Below are 14775 nucleotides of genomic sequence, written 5' to 3' on the forward strand. Positions count from 1 at the left end.
TATGCACCACAGCACCACCGATGCACCGCAAGGCCCCGAGATCGGGCAGGCCCGGCCGCGGGCCGCCCATCCCGCCGCCGTCGCTCAAGTCCTTGAGGCCCGCTCCTTCACCGAGGGCGAGCCCCGCACCGTACTCATCCGCGCCGAACCACACTGGAACGGCCCCGAGCGGCTGACGCTCAGCCGGGGGCGTACGGCCCAGATCACCGCTGCGGTGTCCCCCCTTGCCGTGCTGGACGTCATCAGCACCCAGGGACAGGACGCAGAGGCCGCGGACGGCCGGGACGTCCTCGCCATCCTCACCGACGCGGAGGAGGCCGACCTCGGCCCGGGACTGCTCGCCCGCGTGTACCGCAACCGTATCTACCCGATAGAACCCTGGGCGGTCGTCCGCAGGCTCTTCAGCGCCCGTGATCTGGATCCGCGGCTCACGGCCGAAAGCTGGGCCGCGGAAGCCCTCATCGACGCCGCCGGGCAGGAGAACTGGCCGAAGACACCGGGCGCCGTGCTCTCCCGGGACACCGCGCTGTCCCGGCTCGCCGCCACCCGGCTCTCCACCTCCGCACACAGGCTGGACGCCGCCGGCATCGACCTGCCCGCCCTGCTCGGCTGGTCACTGGCACCCGGCACCGCGGAACGCCTGATGTCGCTGCGCGAACAGGAACGACGCGGTCTGACCGAATGGATCGCGGATCCCGACAGAGTCGGTCTTCGGGCGCACCAGGCTCTGGCCGCCCTGTTCGCGCTCTTCGAAGCCGGGCACGGCCCGGACACCGTACCCATGGGACTGGTGTGCGCCGCCCTGTGGGGGCCGAGCGCGCAGGCGAGTGCGGACCGTGCCAGAGGACGCGCCGAGCTGAAGTTCGGCGGCCGGCTCTTCGACGACGCCACCCTCACCGCCTTCGGTGCCGAAGCCGAGGACTTCACCCGCGTCCTGTTGACGGGCCGTTCCGCCGGTAACGCCGAGGACGACACCGCCCCCCGCAGCCCTGATCCCCGTGTGCTCATGGCCCGTGCCGACGCCTTGATCCGTGAACTCGGGGCGGAGGACGCCGCTGCTTCCAGCAACCTGCTGGAAGCCGGGCAGTACGCCCGGTACGGAGTCGTCGCCCGTGCACTCCTCCGGTGCGTTCCCACCGCTTCGGAGACCAGCCCGGTACCCCGACGCGTCCAGCAACTCCGGGATGCCGTCGACCAGCTGACCAGCCACGAGCTGTCAGCCCTAGGAAGCCACCGGGACTCCCTGACACGAGTACGCATGGCGCAACGCCTGATCCAGTGGCTGGGACAGGCGCGGGCCACCGAGTTCACGACGGTGGCCGAAGCCGTCCAGCGCCACATCGCCGACTACGCGTGGGTCGACCTCGCACTCGGATGGATCACGGACGGAGATCGTGCGCATCCCGAACTCCCCTCGGCCTTCGCCTCGCTGATCGCAGCCGTGCAGGCGCGCAGACACGGCATCGACGAACGGTTCGCGGCCCGTCTCGCCGAGGAGACGAGGGCAGGTTCCGCGCCCCGTAACGCCCTCGTCGTGGAGGACTTCGCCCGCCGTGTGCTGGCCCCGGTCGTCAAACCGTCCCGGGCCACCCGCACCGAAACCCCCGCACTCCTCTTCGTCGTACTCGACGGGGCGAGCGCAGCCGTTGCAGCGGGCCTCGCGGAACAGCTGCGGACCCGTTCCTGGGCCGAGTACGACCCGGTGACCGACACGGACGAGCCCCAGCACCGGCGCGGCATGCTCGCCGCCCTGCCCACGGTCACCAAGGTCTCCCGAGGGTCGCTGTTCGCCGGTGAACTGACCGAGATCGACCAGTACGAAGAGCGCAGCAGGTTCGCCGCGCACCGCTTCTGGAACGGCGCCACGGTCAAGCTCTTCCACAAGGCGGACCTGCGAGGGGAGGCAGGACACCCTCTTGGGAACGACCTCACCGAGGCGCTGGCCGACCCGAACACCCATGTCGCCGTCGTCGTCAACACCGTGGACGACCGGCTCGGCGAGGACCGGGCCATGTCGCACTGGCAGCTGAACGAACTGCTCGGAATGGAAGAACTTCTCTCTCTGGCCCGCATCGGCGGACGAGCCGTGATCATCACGTCCGACCACGGACACGTTCTCGACCGAGGAACCGACAAGGAGAACGTCCCCGACGCGCTCTCCGCACGCCATCGCAGCGGTACGACACCCGCGGGCCGAGGCGAGGTACTCCTGACCGGCCGGCGCGTCGTCGCGGCTCAGCAGCGCATCACCGCCCTGTGGGACACCACCCTGCGCTACGGCAACCGGCAAGCCGGATACCACGGAGGCGCCGCCCTCACCGAAGCCAGCATTCCCGTCCTGGCCTTCGCTCCCTACGGCGCGCCCGTGCCCAAGGGGTGGCGTGAACTCGGACCGCAGCGCCCGTCGTGGTGGTCCCTGGACGGCGAGCTGCTTGTGGCCGACCAGCCTCGAAGCGCCACACTCCATGCAACAAAGCGGCAGCCATCTGCCAACGCCTTGCGCGCGAAGGCCGAACGGCAGAAGGCGGCCGAGCTGGAAACCGGCCAGGGTGCTTTGCTGTCCTTCGACACCGTCGCGACGACGGAACCCGCACGCGCCATGGCAACGGATCCGATCTCTCCTGCGGATCTCCTCGTCGAAGCACTGCGAGCTTCCGAGATCATGGACGCACAACTCGCTTCTCTGCCACGCAACGAAGCCTTTGACGCTATCGCCTCTGCCGTACGTGCCCTGGCGGAAGCCCACGGCATCCTCCCCGTCACGGTGGTCGCAGAACGGGCCGGCAAGCGGACTGCTCGTGCAGCAGGCTTTGCTGCCACGCTTCAGCGGGTGCTCAACTACGACCAGTCGGAAGTCCTCACGCTCATCGACAACGGACGCTCGCTCAGGCTCGACGTACCGCTGCTGCGAAGGCAGTTCGGCCTGGACGAACCACGTGGCGGCCGGGGGAAGAGGTGAGGGAGGTTCACGACACCCTCAGCCCGGAGCGTCGCCGACAGCTAATCGACGCACTGCGCCGAGGAGCGGTCCCCGAAACTGGCCTCGGCGCGCTCGCTGTCGGCCTCGGGCGGTTCGAAACAGCAGTGGACGCCGAACTCGACTCCGTCGCCACGGGATCAGCAGTGTTCAAGGCGATCCGAGGTGAGTACGGCTCAGGCAAGACGTTCTTCACCCGCTGGCTCGCGGAACGCGCCAAACAGCGCAACTTCGCCGTCGCTGAGGTCCAGGTCTCCGAGAACGAGACCCCTCTGCACCGACTGGAGACCGTCTACCGTCGGCTCACCGAACGCCTCGCCACGGCCAGCTTCCAGCCCAGCGCTTTCCGCCCGGTGATCGACGCCTGGTTCTATGCCCTGGAAGAGGACGCCCTTGCCGCCGGAGCCACCGACGAAGGACTGGGTGAGGCCGCTGAAGGTCTCCTCGCCACACGCCTGGCCGAAGTGTCACGCACCGCTCCGATGTTCGCCGCCGCCCTGCGCGGCTACCGGCGTGCTCAAGAGGCAGAGAACGAGGCGACGGCCGAGTCGCTCATCGCGTGGCTCGGTGGCCAGCCGCATGTCGCCGCATCCGCCCGCCGCAGTGCCGGGGTGCGGGGAGACTTGGACCACTTCGGTGCACTCGGCTTCCTCCAGGGCCTACTCACGGTCCTGAGGGACTCCGGACATCCTGGACTGCTGCTCGTCCTCGACGAGGTCGAGACACTTCAGCGCGTGCGATCGGATGCCCGTGACAAGGCACTCAACGCCCTGAGACAGCTCATTGACGAAGTCCACGCCGGACGGTTTCCGGGGTTGTATCTCCTCATCACCGGAACGCCCGCCTTTTACGACGGCGCGCAGGGGGCGCAGCGTCTCCCCCCGCTCGCCCAGCGCCTGGCCACGGACTTCACCACGGACGCCCGCTTCGACAATCCGCGCGCAGTACAACTACGGCTTCCTGGATTCACCGTCGAATCCCTCACCGAACTCGGCGGTCGGGTAAGAGACATCTACGCCCGGGAAAGCAGCGCGGCCGACCGCATCCAGACCGTCGCCGACGACGCGTACATCGAGGAACTCGCGCGTGCCGTGGCAGGAGGCCTCGGCGGCAAAGTGGGTATCGCACCCCGCCTGTTCCTGAAAAAACTGGTTTCGGACGTGCTCGACCGGGTCGACCAGTTCCCGGACTTCGACCCGCACCGGCACTACGCCCTGACCCTCAACACTGCGGAACTCACCGAAGTGGAACGGAACGCAGCCGCCGAAGGCGACCGTGCCGACGACATCCCCCTCGACCTGTGAACGAGCCCACACCCCAGGACCCCACGGACCGGCTCCACCCGGTCGTCCTGCACCACATCGCCAACTCCCTGGGCTGGCCCGGCCTTCGCGTCTTGCAACAGGCCGCCATCACGCCGCTCATGGACGGCGCGGACGCACTGCTCCTCGCCCCCACCGCGGGAGGAAAGACCGAGGCAGCGCTCTTCCCCCTGCTGTCCAAGATGGGGGAGAACCGCTGGCCGGGCACATCGGTCCTGTACGTCTGCCCCCTCAAGGCGCTCCTCAACAACCTGCTGCCCCGCCTGGAGACGTACACCTCCTGGCTCGGCCGCACGGCCTCCCTGTGGCACGGCGACGTATCCCAGACCCGACGACGGACCATCCTGCGAGACCGTCCCGACATTCTGCTCACCACGCCCGAGTCCCTGGAGTCGATGCTCGTCAGCGCACACGTCGACCACCACACCTTCTTCTCCGGACTCCGCGCGATCGTCGTCGACGAGATCCACGCCTTTGCCGGAGACGACCGAGGCTGGCACCTGCTTGCCGTCCTCGAACGCCTGGAGCGCGTCGCCGGACACCCGCTCCAGCGAATCGGGCTGTCGGCCACAGTCGGAAATCCCGAAGAACTGCTGACATGGCTGCAAGGGGCAAACGCCGGTACCCGTACCGCCCGAGTCGTCGCCCCGCACCTGTCGATGCCGGACGAGGGAGCGCAACACCCGACCGTAGACGTGCAACTCGACTACGTCGGATCGTTGGACAATGCTGCGAAGGTCATCGCCTCCCTGCATAAGGGAGAAAAACGTCTGGTGTTCTGCGAATCCCGGCGACAGGTGGAACACCTCGGCGAAATGCTGCGCGCCAGGGGTGTGACTGCCTTTCTCTCCCACGCCTCGCTCTCCGCAGACGAACGACGACGCGCCGAAGAGGCATTCGCCGAGGCACGGGACTGCGTCATCATCGCCACCAGCACGCTCGAACTCGGCATTGACGTAGGGGACCTGGACCGGGTCATCCAGATCGATGCCCCCTCCACCGTCGCGGCCTTCCTCCAGCGAATCGGCCGGACCGGCAGACGACCGGGCTCGGCTCGCAACTGCCTCTTTCTCACCCTTGACGAGGATGGGCTTCTTGCCGCCGCGGGACTCCTGCTCCAGTGGTCGCGAGGCTGGGTGGAACCCGTCGAACCACCTCCTGAACCACGCCACATCGTCGCTCAACAAGTGCTCGCCCTGTGCCTGCAGGAGCGGCAGGTGGGCGAGAGGCTGTGGCAGGACTGGTGGGGCGAGTTCGGGCCGTTCGGACCGCAGGCCGAACCGATCGTTCGGCATTTGCTGGACCAGGGCTTCTTGGACCGGGACGACGGCATGCTGTTCATCGGCCCGGAAGCCGAACAACGCTTCGGCTTCCGACACTTCATGGACCTCACCGCCGTGTTCACCGCCGCACCGGAATTCACCGTCCTGTTCGGCCGGAACGAGATCGGCACTACTGACCCCGTGCTCCTCACGGAACGGGTGCAGGGTCCTCGACGCCTGCTGCTCGCCGGCCGCAGCTGGCAGGTGACCTACATCGACTGGTCCCGTCGTCGATGTTTCGTGGAGCCCACCGATGGCGGGGGCAAAGCCCGCTGGGGAGGTGCCGGATTCCTCCAAGGATCCTCATTCGCCCTCACACGGGCGGTGCGTGATGTCCTCCTGGGCGCCGACCCGGCGGTCGTGCTGACACGACGTGCCACAGAAGCTCTGCACAAAGCACGCGAGGCAGGCTGGGAGCGTATTCATCCCGGCGGCACCGTCGTACTCCGTGGCGGACGCGACACCAACGTGCGCTGGTGGACCTGGGCCGGTCACCGCGCCAACGCGACCTTGGCGGCGACTCTCGTTTCAGTAGCCGATCCTTTGCAGCGTCCCACGGACGGGTACATCCGACTCCGAGAGGACGTCACCGAGCGGGAACTGAGGAAGGCGAGGGACGAGACGGCAGGGCGCCTGAGCGTCCCAGAGGTGGATTCCCGAGCTCTGCGAGGTCTGAAGTTCGCTGTCGCCCTGCCTGAGGAGCTGGCTGTGGCCACGCTCGCTGCCCGGTTGGCGGATCCCGAAGGCGCAGCAGCCGTACTTGCGGAACCTGCCCGTTGGTCTGCCCTGCTCAACGAAGATTGAGCCCTGTTTCGATCCGAGTCAGGAGTTGTACGCGGACTGCGCCCGCTCCAGACCCTCGATGACCAGAGCCTCCACCGCGTCCGCCGCCCGGTCCACGAAGTAGTCCAGTTCCTTGCGCTCCGTCGAGGAGAAGTCCTTCAGCACGAAGTCGGCGACCTGCATACGCCCCGGCGGGCGCCCGATCCCGAAACGGACCCGGTGGTACTCCGGACCCATCGCCTTCGTCATCGACTTCAGACCGTTGTGGCCGTTGTCGCCGCCGCCCAGCTTCAGCCGCAGCACCCCGTAGTCGATGTCCAGCTCGTCGTGCACGGCCACGATGTTGGCCGTCGGCACCTTGTAGAAGTCCCGCAGGCCCGTCACGGGACCGCCCGACAGGTTCATGTACGACATCGGCTTCGCCAGGATCACCCGCCGGTTCAGCGGACCCGGCGGGCCGATCCGCCCCTCGATCACCTGGGCCTGCGCCTTGCCCGCCCGTTTGAACTTGCCGCCGATCCGCCCGGCGAGAAGGTCGGCCACCATGAAGCCCACGTTGTGGCGGTTCATGGCGTACTCGGGGCCGGGGTTTCCGAGCCCCACGATCAGCCAGGGGGCGCCTGGTTCCGTGGTCACGTCCGTCACTCCCATGGGTCCTGGGTCCTGGGTAATGGTTCTTGACCGGATACGCACCGGCCGCCGCCCCCTGGGGAGCGGCGGCCGGTGGATGGTGAAGCGGTGATCCGGTGGGGATCAGGCCTCGCTGGACTCGGTGGCCGAGTCGTCCGAGGGCTCCTCCGACTGGGCGGCCAGGACCTGCAGCACGACCGCGTCCTCGTCGATGGCCAGCGTGGTGCCCTCGGGCAGCGGGATGTCCTTCGCGAGGATGGCGGCGCCGGCCTCAAGGCCCTCGATGGAGACGGTGACCGACTCGGGGATGTGCGTGGCCTCGGCGTCGACCGTCAGCGTGCTGAGCACGTGCTCAAGCAGGAACGCGCCCGGGGCCAGGTCGCCCTCGGTGTGCACGTAGACCTCGACGGTGACCTTCTCGCCGCTCTTCACCAGCAGCAGGTCGACGTGCTCAAGGAAGCCCTTGATGGCGTCACGCTGGACGGCCTTCGGGATGGCGAGCTGGGTCTTGCCCTCGATGTCCAGGGTCAGCAGGACGTTCGGGGTACGCAGGGCGAGCTGCAGCTCGTGGCCCGGCAGCGTGATGTGGACCGGCTCGCCACCGTGGCCGTACACCACCGCGGGAACCTTGTTCTCACGGCGGATGCGGCGCGCGGCACCCTTGCCGAACTCACTGCGGGCCTCAGCGGCGATCTTGACCTCGGACATGGTCACTCCTCGTAGAACAGGGAAGCCAGGGAAAGGGAGTCACCCGGCCGAACCATCGGCCTGCTACGAAGAGCGCGTCGATAACGGACCGCCGCACCCAAGAGTGCGGCCTCCCTCGCCGAGCAACTGTGACAGCTTACGCGGCGGGGAGGCCGTACAAGAAATCGATCAACGCGGACCCCTGGGGGACCCCGTCAGGACCGCTACTCGTCGAAGAGGCTGGTCACCGAACCGTCCTCGAAGACCTCGCGGACCGCGTTGGCGATCGTCGGCGCGATCGACAGGACCGTGATCTTGTCTAGCTCCAGCTCGCCCGGGGTGGGCAGGGTGTCCGTGAAGACGAACTCGCTGACCTTGGAGGCCATCAGACGGTCCGCGGCCGGACCCGACAGCACACCGTGAGTCGCCGTCACGATGACGTCCTCCGCGCCGTGCGCGAACAGCGCGTCCGCCGCGGCACAGATCGTGCCACCGGTGTCGATCATGTCGTCGACCAGGACACAGACGCGGCCCTCGACGTCACCCACGACCTCGTGCACGGTCACCTGGTTCGCGACGTCCTTGTCACGGCGCTTGTGCACGATCGCCAGCGGCGCGCCGAGGCGGTCGCACCAGCGGTCGGCCACCCGCACCCGGCCGGCGTCCGGGGACACGACCGTGAGCTTCGAGCGGTCCACCTTGTGGCCCACGTAGTCCGCGAGCAGCGGTAGCGCGAACAGATGATCCACGGGGCCGTCGAAGAAGCCCTGGATCTGGTCGGTGTGCAGATCCACCGTCAGGAGGCGGTCCGCACCGGCCGTCTTCATCATGTCGGCGACCAGACGTGCCGAGATCGGTTCACGCCCACGGTGCTTCTTGTCCTGGCGCGCGTAACCGTAGAACGGCATGATCACGGTGATGCTCCGGGCCGAGGCCCGCTTCAGAGCGTCGATCATGATCAGCTGTTCCATGATCCACTTGTTGATCGGTGCGGTGTGGCTCTGGATCAGGAAGCAGTCGGCGCCGCGGGCCGACTCCTCGTAGCGGACGTAGATCTCACCGTTGGCGAAATCGAAGGCCTTCGTCGGTACGACCCCGACACCCAACTGGTGGGCGACCTCCTCGGCAAGCTCGGGGTGGGCGCGGCCGGAGAAGAACATCATCTTCTTCTCGCCGGTCGTCTTGATCCCGGTCACAGCACTGTCTCCTCAGAGGTGTCTCAGCTGGATGTCGAGATGAGTTGCGTTCTCAGTTGCGGTCTCAGCTGGATGTGCGGGTGTGCGCCTATCACGGTACGCCGAGTCGGACCCGACCTTTTCCGGTCAGCTTTCGCCGCCGGCCTCCCGGGATGTCGCCTCCGCCGCCTTCGCCGCCGCGCTGCCCGGACGCTTGCGTGCCACCCAGCCCTCGATATTCCGCTGCTGGCCACGGGCCACGGCCAGTGAACCGGGCGGTACGTCCTTCGTGATCACGGAGCCTGCCGCGGTGTAGGCACCGTCCCCGATGGTGACAGGCGCCACAAACATGTTGTCCGAACCGGTCTTGCAGTGCGAGCCCACCGTCGTGTGGTGCTTGGCCTCGCCGTCGTAGTTCACGAAGACGCTCGCGGCGCCGATGTTCGAGTACTCGCCGATCGTCGCGTCGCCCACGTAGGACAGGTGCGGGATCTTCGTACCCTCGCCGACGGTGGCGTTCTTCGTCTCCACATACGTACCCACCTTGGCCTTCAGGCCGAGGCGGGTGCCGGGACGGAGGTACGCGAAGGGGCCCACGTTCGCCTGGGGGCCGATCTCCGCGCCGTTCGAGACCGTGTTGTCGACGCGGGCGCCGGCGCCCACCGCGGTGTCGTTCAGACGGGTGTTGGGGCCGACCTCGGCGCCCTCGCCCAGGTGTGTGGCGCCCTGGAGCTGCGTGCCGGGGTGCACGATCGCGTCCTGCTCGAAGGTGACGGTGACGTCGACCCAGGTGGAGGCCGGGTCGATGACGGTCACGCCGGCGAGCATCGCGTCCCGCAGCAGACGGTCGTTGAGGATGCGGCGGGCCTCCGCCAGCTGCACCCGGTTGTTGATGCCGGCGATCTCGCGGTGGTCGTCCGCCACGGCGGCGCCCACGCGGTGCCCGGCCTCCCGGAGGATGCCGAGGACGTCCGTGAGGTACTCCTCGCCCTGGCTGTTGTCGGTACGGACCTTGCCGAGCGCGTCCGCGAGGAGCTGCCCGTCGAACGCGAAGACACCGGAGTTGATCTCACGGATCGCGCGCTGGGAGTCGGAGGCGTCCTTGTGCTCGACGATCGCCGTCACCGCGCCCGAGGCGCTGTCGCGGACGATACGGCCGTATCCGGTGGCGTCCGGCACCTCGGCGGTCAGCACGGTGACCGCGTTGCCGTCACCCGTGTGGGTCGCGGCGAGCTTCTGGAGGGTCGCGCCGGTGAGGAGGGGCGTGTCGCCGCAGACGACCACGACGGTGCCGTCGACGACGCCCAGCTCCTCCAGGCCCATCCGTACGGCGTGCCCCGTGCCGTTCTGCTCGGCCTGTACGGCGGTCCGGACGCCCGGAGCGGTTCCGGCGAGGTGATCGGTGACCTTCTCGCGGGCGTGACCCACGACGACGACCAGATTCTCGGGCTCCAACTCACCCGCCGCGGCCAGCACATGGCCGACAAGGGAACGGCCGCAGAGTTCGTGCAGGACCTTGGGTGTGGCCGACTTCATACGGGTGCCCTCACCCGCTGCGAGAACGACGACGGCTGCGGGTGGGGTCTCCCCTGCTCCGGAGCCATGAGCTTGGGGAAGGTTGGCGCTCACGGATATGCCTTTCGGCTGCTGGTGTCTGGGGTGCGGACATCCGCAGGATACCGGGGCGTTTCAGGAGCGACATGAGAGCGGGCCCTGACAGTGCTGTCAGGGCCCGGGCGTCCACAGCTCCCCCGCCAGGACTTGAACCCGGACAGATGGCACCAAAAGCCACAGTGCTGCCAATTACACCACGGGGGATGGAAGCCGACGAAGCCGGACATTTGGTCGGGCCGTCGAGTTGGCAACCAACACTATGCCGTACCAAGGCCCTTCGACGCGACGGTACGGATCGGCACACGGAGGGTGTGTGGATCACAGGCCAGGGGTCGAACGGTCGGTGATTCGGCAGTTCGAGGGATAACGGGCCCTTTCGCTTCTGTTCGATTACGGGAGTGGTGTAGGCCAGTCCGGGAAACTCACCGGAAAAGGGGCGGGGGGCGACCGTAGGCTGGAGCCATGACCACGACGGGGGAAGACCACACCGCGGCCTTGGCGGGGCCGTGGTGGTGGGCGAGGTGGCGCAGCGCGGTGCTTGACGGGAGCCTCGCGCTGGTGTCGTCCGTGGAGTGCGCGATAGAAGGGTTTCCGTTCGCGGGGGCGGCGGGGCTGCCGGTGCCCGCGGGCATGCTGTTCGGGGCCGTCGCCGGGTCCGTACTGCTGTTCCGGCGGCGGTGGCCGATCGCCGTCGTACTGGTGTCGGTCGCCATCACACCGGCCCAGATGGGGTTCCTGATGGGGCTCGTCGGGCTGTACACGCTGGCGGCGTCCGAGCTGCCGAGGCGGATCACCGGGGCGCTGGCCGGAATGTCGATGGTGGGGATGCTCATCGTCACCTATGTGCGGGCGCACCAGGGGATGGTGCGCGGCGATGTGGCGCTGGGGGACTGGTTCGTGCCCTTCGTGTCGATCACGACCTCACTCGGTATGACGGCCCCGCCGGTGCTGCTCGGGCTGTACGTGGGGGCGCGGCGGCGGTTGATGGAGAGCCTGCGGGAGCGGGCCGACTCCCTGGAGCGGGAGTTGCAGCTGCTGGCGGAGCGCGCCGAGGAGCGGGCGGAGTGGGCGCGCAACGAGGAGCGGACCCGGATCGCCCGTGAGATGCACGACGTGGTCGCGCACCGGGTGAGTCTGATGGTGGTGCACGCGGCGGCGTTGCAGGCGGTGGCCCGCAAGGATCCCGAGAAGGCCGTGAAGAACGCGTCGCTGGTGGGCGACATGGGCCGGCAGGCGCTGACCGAGCTGCGGGAGATGCTGGGCGTTCTGCGTACGGGGGACGGGTCGGCGCGGGGGGCGGGGTTCGGGGCCGCGCCGGCGCAGGCCGTGCCGCTGGCGGCGGTGGGGGCGGCAGCGGCAGCCGCCGCGTCCCGGGCCGTCGACGAGGAGGCGGGGGACGGTCCCTGTCTGGACGATCTCGACGAACTGGTGGGGCAGTCCGCCGCCGCGGGGATGGTCGTCGATCTCTCCGTGGAGGGGGAGACGCGGGTGTACGCGGCGATGGTGGAGCAGACCGCCTATCGCGTGGTGCAGGAGGCGCTGACGAACGTCCACAAGCACGCCGCGGGGGCGAAGACCCGGGTGCGGCTGGCGCATCGGGGGGCGGAGATCGCGATGCAGGTGGAGAACGGTCCGCCGCCGGAACCGGGGGCCGCCTCCGACGCCAGGCTGCCCAGTGGGGGGAACGGCCTGCTGGGGATGAAGGAGCGGGTCGTCGGGCTCGGCGGGGTGTTCGTGTCCGGGCCGACGGACGCGGGCGGGTTCCGGGTGTCGGCGGTCATCCCGGCCGGGGCCTGAGCCGGGGGCGACCGGCGCCGGTGCCCGCCATGACATCGGTGTCGGCGGCTCTTCGGCGGCTGCTCAGCCTGCTGTCAGGCGTACCGGTTCCCTGCCCGCGATGAGGGTGGCCAGCGCCTGGTCGATGTCGGCGCCGAGGTACCAGTCGCCCGTGTGGTCCAGGGTGTAGACGCGGCCCTCCGTGTCGATGGCGAGCAGGGCTCCGCTGTCGGTCTCCTCGCCGAGGGGGGCGACCTCGGTGTCCAGGGCCCTGCCGAGGTCGGCGAGGGTGCGGGCCATGTGGAGGCCGTGCAGGGGGTCCAGGTGCAGGGGGGACGAGGCGATCTGGCGGCCCGCCTCGGCCGTGCTGACGCGCAGCCCGCCGAACTCCGCCCATGCCTCCACCGCCGCCGGGAACACGGCATGGCGGTGCCCCGCGGGGGACTCGTGGCTGCGCAGGGCGTCGGCCCAGAACTCGGCCTGCTTTATGTCCCAGCGGCCCGGTCGCCATCCGGCGTCGCGCAGCGAGGCGTCGACCTGGACGGAGAAGCGGGTGGTCGAGGTGGCGGCGGTGCGGTCGGTGTGCATCTGCCCTTCGCGATCGGTCTGAGCTGCCGTGTGGGGTTCCGGCCGGCTGCTTCTGGTGGCGCCGCTGGCGCCTTCGTGCGGGTGGCGCCTTCGTGCGCGTGGGAGGCCGCTGTCGGTGGTGGGGCCGCTGTCAGTTCTCCTGAGCCGTCGGATCGACGACGCGTACACCGAAGTGGGCGCTGAGCGCGGTGCAGGCGCGGCAGGGCTGCGCGAAACTGCCGTGCAGCGGGTCGCCGTCCTCGCGGATGCGGCGGGCGGTGAGTTTGGCCTGCTTGAGGGATTTTCTGGCCTCGCCGTTGGTCATGGGTTTTCGGGTGGCGCGTTTGGAGCGGGCGGCGTCGGCGGCGGCGAGGTGGCGGGAGATGAGGATCGCCTCGGCGCAGCGGCCGGTGAAGCGGTCGCGCTGGCCGCTGGTGAGTGTGTCGAGGAAGTCCCGTACGAGGGGATGCAGGGACGGCGGCTGGTCGCCGCGGCCCGCCGTGCCGGTGAGGGTCGCGCCCCGTACGGAGAGGGCGGCGGCGATGGTCGGGAGTATGCCGTCGCGCCGGTGGAGGAGGACCGGGGCGGCGGGCGCCTCGGTACTGCTCCAGCCGACCCGCGGATCCCCGGACGTACCCATCTGTGTTGTGCTCATCGTCCTGTTTCCTCCCCTTCACGCATCCCCCGGTGCTCCGACAGAGTGCCAAACTCCGTGGCTGGTGCGGAAGCTGGGGCGGTGCGACACGCGCGGTCTTCGTCGTACCGTCACGACTCGATGACGGCAGGTCACGTAACCGGAGGGCCCTTGGCCGGTATGGAACAGGAGGCCCGGTGACCGGTGTCGTTCCACCGCATAGGCTGTCGACATCCGCGATCCTTCATTACGCCGCAGGGGGCAACCGCCATGACGACAGGTCGGCTCGGGCAACAAGCCGCGCCGCCGAACGCGGCCTATGCCGGGCAGGTCGTGCACTTCCCGGATCCGGTGCGGGCGGCACGTCACCCGAGAGGGGTACGCGTTGACGAGGTCGGCTACCCCGACTTCTCGTTCTATGCGCGTGCGGCCGCGGAGATCGCCGAACCGCCCGAGGGGTTCGGTGTCGACGAGCTGCGGCTGACCGACTACGTGTCGGCGAACGCCGTCCTGGCGGCTTCCGGACATGACCTGTGGGACACGATCCCGGCGGTGGCGACTCCGCACGGCTGGACGTGGCACCACGTGCCGCGCACGCGCCGGCTGGAGCTGGTGCCGGTCGAGGTGAAGGCGTTGCTGCGGCACCACGGCGGTCTCGCCACCGCGGTGGTCGACCAGGGCAAGCGCGGCACCCGGCCGCTGCAGGAGACCCGGCCCGCGCACTTCGGACTGCCGAAGGCGGCGGTCGCCGTGACCGAGCAGCAGGTGCAGGGCGTCGAGGAGGATCTCGGGTACCGGCTGCCGGGGTCGTACCGTTCCTTCCTGAAGGCCGCCGGCGGGTGCGCGCCGGTGGGTGCCGCGCTGGACGCGGAGTTGGGGCTGCTGGTCGACCAGCCGTTCTTCACGGTGCGGGACGAGGCCGCCGTCAATGACCTCGTCTATGTCAACAAGTGCCTGCGGGACCATCTCACCAAGGACTACCTGGGAGTCGGGTTCGTGCAGGGCGGGTTGCTCGCGGTGAAGGTGAGGGGCGAGCGGGTCGGCTCGGTGTGGTTCTGCGCGTTCGACGACGCCCGTGACCAGGACGAGTGGCCGCCCGCGGAGCGCGTACAGCGGCTGCTGTTGCCCTGTGGTGACGACTTCGATCAGTTCCTGTCCCGGCTCGCGGGCAATCCGCCCGAGCTGGAGACGGTGGCGAACCTGATGGTGGACGGCGGTTTCGCGCGGGCGGTGCCGGTTTCCGCAGTGTCTTCGGCGTCTTCGGTGTCTTCGGTGGGGGAGTGAGCGT

11 protein-coding genes and 1 tRNA gene are annotated in these 14775 nt (G+C 69.0%); 5 read left to right on the top strand and 7 right to left on the bottom strand.

The genetic code is table 11. The features are described 5' to 3' along the window. Nucleotide 1 precedes the first annotated feature (1 nt). The 3 genes from pglZ to ACIOKD_RS03825 are packed head-to-tail and all read left to right on the top strand — an operon-like array spanning nucleotide 2 to nucleotide 6425. Nucleotides 2-2959 (top strand): BREX-2 system phosphatase PglZ, encoded by a 2958-nt coding sequence (gene pglZ, locus ACIOKD_RS03815; protein WP_402079143.1) that lies wholly within the window; start codon nucleotides 2-4, stop codon nucleotides 2957-2959. After that, nucleotides 2956-4281 carry a BREX system ATP-binding protein BrxD gene (gene brxD, locus ACIOKD_RS03820; protein WP_402077769.1) on the top strand — a complete coding sequence of 442 codons (1326 nt, stop codon included), beginning with the start codon at nucleotides 2956-2958 and terminating at the stop codon, nucleotides 4279-4281. Before pglZ ends, brxD begins: the two co-directional genes overlap by 4 nt. Beyond that, nucleotides 4278-6425: a DEAD/DEAH box helicase gene (locus tag ACIOKD_RS03825; RefSeq protein ID WP_402077772.1), complete on the top strand. Its 2148-nt coding sequence runs from the start codon at nucleotides 4278-4280 to the stop codon at nucleotides 6423-6425. Before brxD ends, ACIOKD_RS03825 begins: the two co-directional genes overlap by 4 nt. Before the next feature lie 18 nt (nucleotides 6426-6443). Here ACIOKD_RS03825 and pth read toward each other — a convergent pair whose 3' ends face one another. The 5 genes from pth to ACIOKD_RS03850 all read right to left on the bottom strand — a co-directional run bounded on the left by pth (nucleotide 6444) and on the right by ACIOKD_RS03850 (nucleotide 10714). After that, nucleotides 6444-7055, bottom strand: a complete 612-nt coding sequence (gene pth, locus ACIOKD_RS03830) for an aminoacyl-tRNA hydrolase (RefSeq protein WP_402077774.1) — start codon at nucleotides 7053-7055, stop codon at nucleotides 6444-6446. Nucleotides 7056-7157: 102 nt separating this feature from the next. Beyond that, nucleotides 7158-7742, bottom strand: coding sequence for a 50S ribosomal protein L25/general stress protein Ctc (locus tag ACIOKD_RS03835; RefSeq protein ID WP_402077776.1), 585 nt, complete (start codon nucleotides 7740-7742; stop codon nucleotides 7158-7160). Between the two features lie 203 nt (nucleotides 7743-7945). Next, a complete protein-coding gene (locus tag ACIOKD_RS03840) occupies nucleotides 7946-8917 on the bottom strand; it encodes a ribose-phosphate diphosphokinase (protein ID WP_107015616.1) in 972 nt (323 codons plus the stop codon). Nucleotides 8918-9043: 126 nt separating this feature from the next. After that, nucleotides 9044-10525, bottom strand: coding sequence for a bifunctional UDP-N-acetylglucosamine diphosphorylase/glucosamine-1-phosphate N-acetyltransferase GlmU (glmU, locus tag ACIOKD_RS03845; protein WP_402077779.1), 1482 nt, complete (start codon nucleotides 10523-10525; stop codon nucleotides 9044-9046). Nucleotides 10526-10642: 117 nt separating this feature from the next. Continuing rightward, a tRNA-Gln gene (locus tag ACIOKD_RS03850) sits at nucleotides 10643-10714 on the bottom strand. 258 nt (nucleotides 10715-10972) lie between these two features. Between ACIOKD_RS03850 and ACIOKD_RS03855 the strand changes: the two genes are divergently transcribed. After that, nucleotides 10973-12307: a sensor histidine kinase gene (locus ACIOKD_RS03855; protein WP_402077782.1), complete on the top strand. Its 1335-nt coding sequence runs from the start codon at nucleotides 10973-10975 to the stop codon at nucleotides 12305-12307. Nucleotides 12308-12370: 63 nt separating this feature from the next. Here ACIOKD_RS03855 and ACIOKD_RS03860 read toward each other — a convergent pair whose 3' ends face one another. After that, nucleotides 12371-12874, bottom strand: coding sequence for an SUKH-3 domain-containing protein (locus tag ACIOKD_RS03860; RefSeq protein WP_402077784.1), 504 nt, complete (start codon nucleotides 12872-12874; stop codon nucleotides 12371-12373). Between the two features lie 130 nt (nucleotides 12875-13004). Next, on the bottom strand, nucleotides 13005-13508 hold the full coding sequence (locus ACIOKD_RS03865; RefSeq protein ID WP_402077786.1) for a YwqJ-related putative deaminase: 504 nt from the start codon (nucleotides 13506-13508) through the stop codon (nucleotides 13005-13007). 249 nt (nucleotides 13509-13757) lie between these two features. Here ACIOKD_RS03865 and ACIOKD_RS03870 point away from each other — a divergent pair, with 249 nt between their 5' ends. After that, nucleotides 13758-14771 carry an SMI1/KNR4 family protein gene (locus tag ACIOKD_RS03870; protein ID WP_402077788.1) on the top strand — a complete coding sequence of 338 codons (1014 nt, stop codon included), beginning with the start codon at nucleotides 13758-13760 and terminating at the stop codon, nucleotides 14769-14771. Nucleotides 14772-14775 lie beyond the last annotated feature (4 nt).

Source organism: Streptomyces sp. NPDC087844 (assembly GCF_044742785.1).
In the GTDB taxonomy this organism is placed as follows: domain Bacteria; phylum Actinomycetota; class Actinomycetes; order Streptomycetales; family Streptomycetaceae; genus Streptomyces.

Coding starts and splice junctions, on each gene's coding strand:
- pglZ (WP_402079143.1), top strand. CDS start 2: ATGCACCACAGCACCACCGATGCACCGCAAGGCCCCGAGATCGGGCAG.
- pth (WP_402077774.1), bottom strand. CDS start 7,055: ATGGGAGTGACGGACGTGACCACGGAACCAGGCGCCCCCTGGCTGATC.
- ACIOKD_RS03835 (WP_402077776.1), bottom strand. CDS start 7,742: ATGTCCGAGGTCAAGATCGCCGCTGAGGCCCGCAGTGAGTTCGGCAAG.
- ACIOKD_RS03855 (WP_402077782.1), top strand. CDS start 10,973: ATGACCACGACGGGGGAAGACCACACCGCGGCCTTGGCGGGGCCGTGG.
- ACIOKD_RS03860 (WP_402077784.1), bottom strand. CDS start 12,874: ATGCACACCGACCGCACCGCCGCCACCTCGACCACCCGCTTCTCCGTC.
- ACIOKD_RS03865 (WP_402077786.1), bottom strand. CDS start 13,508: ATGAGCACAACACAGATGGGTACGTCCGGGGATCCGCGGGTCGGCTGG.
- ACIOKD_RS03870 (WP_402077788.1), top strand. CDS start 13,758: ATGACGACAGGTCGGCTCGGGCAACAAGCCGCGCCGCCGAACGCGGCC.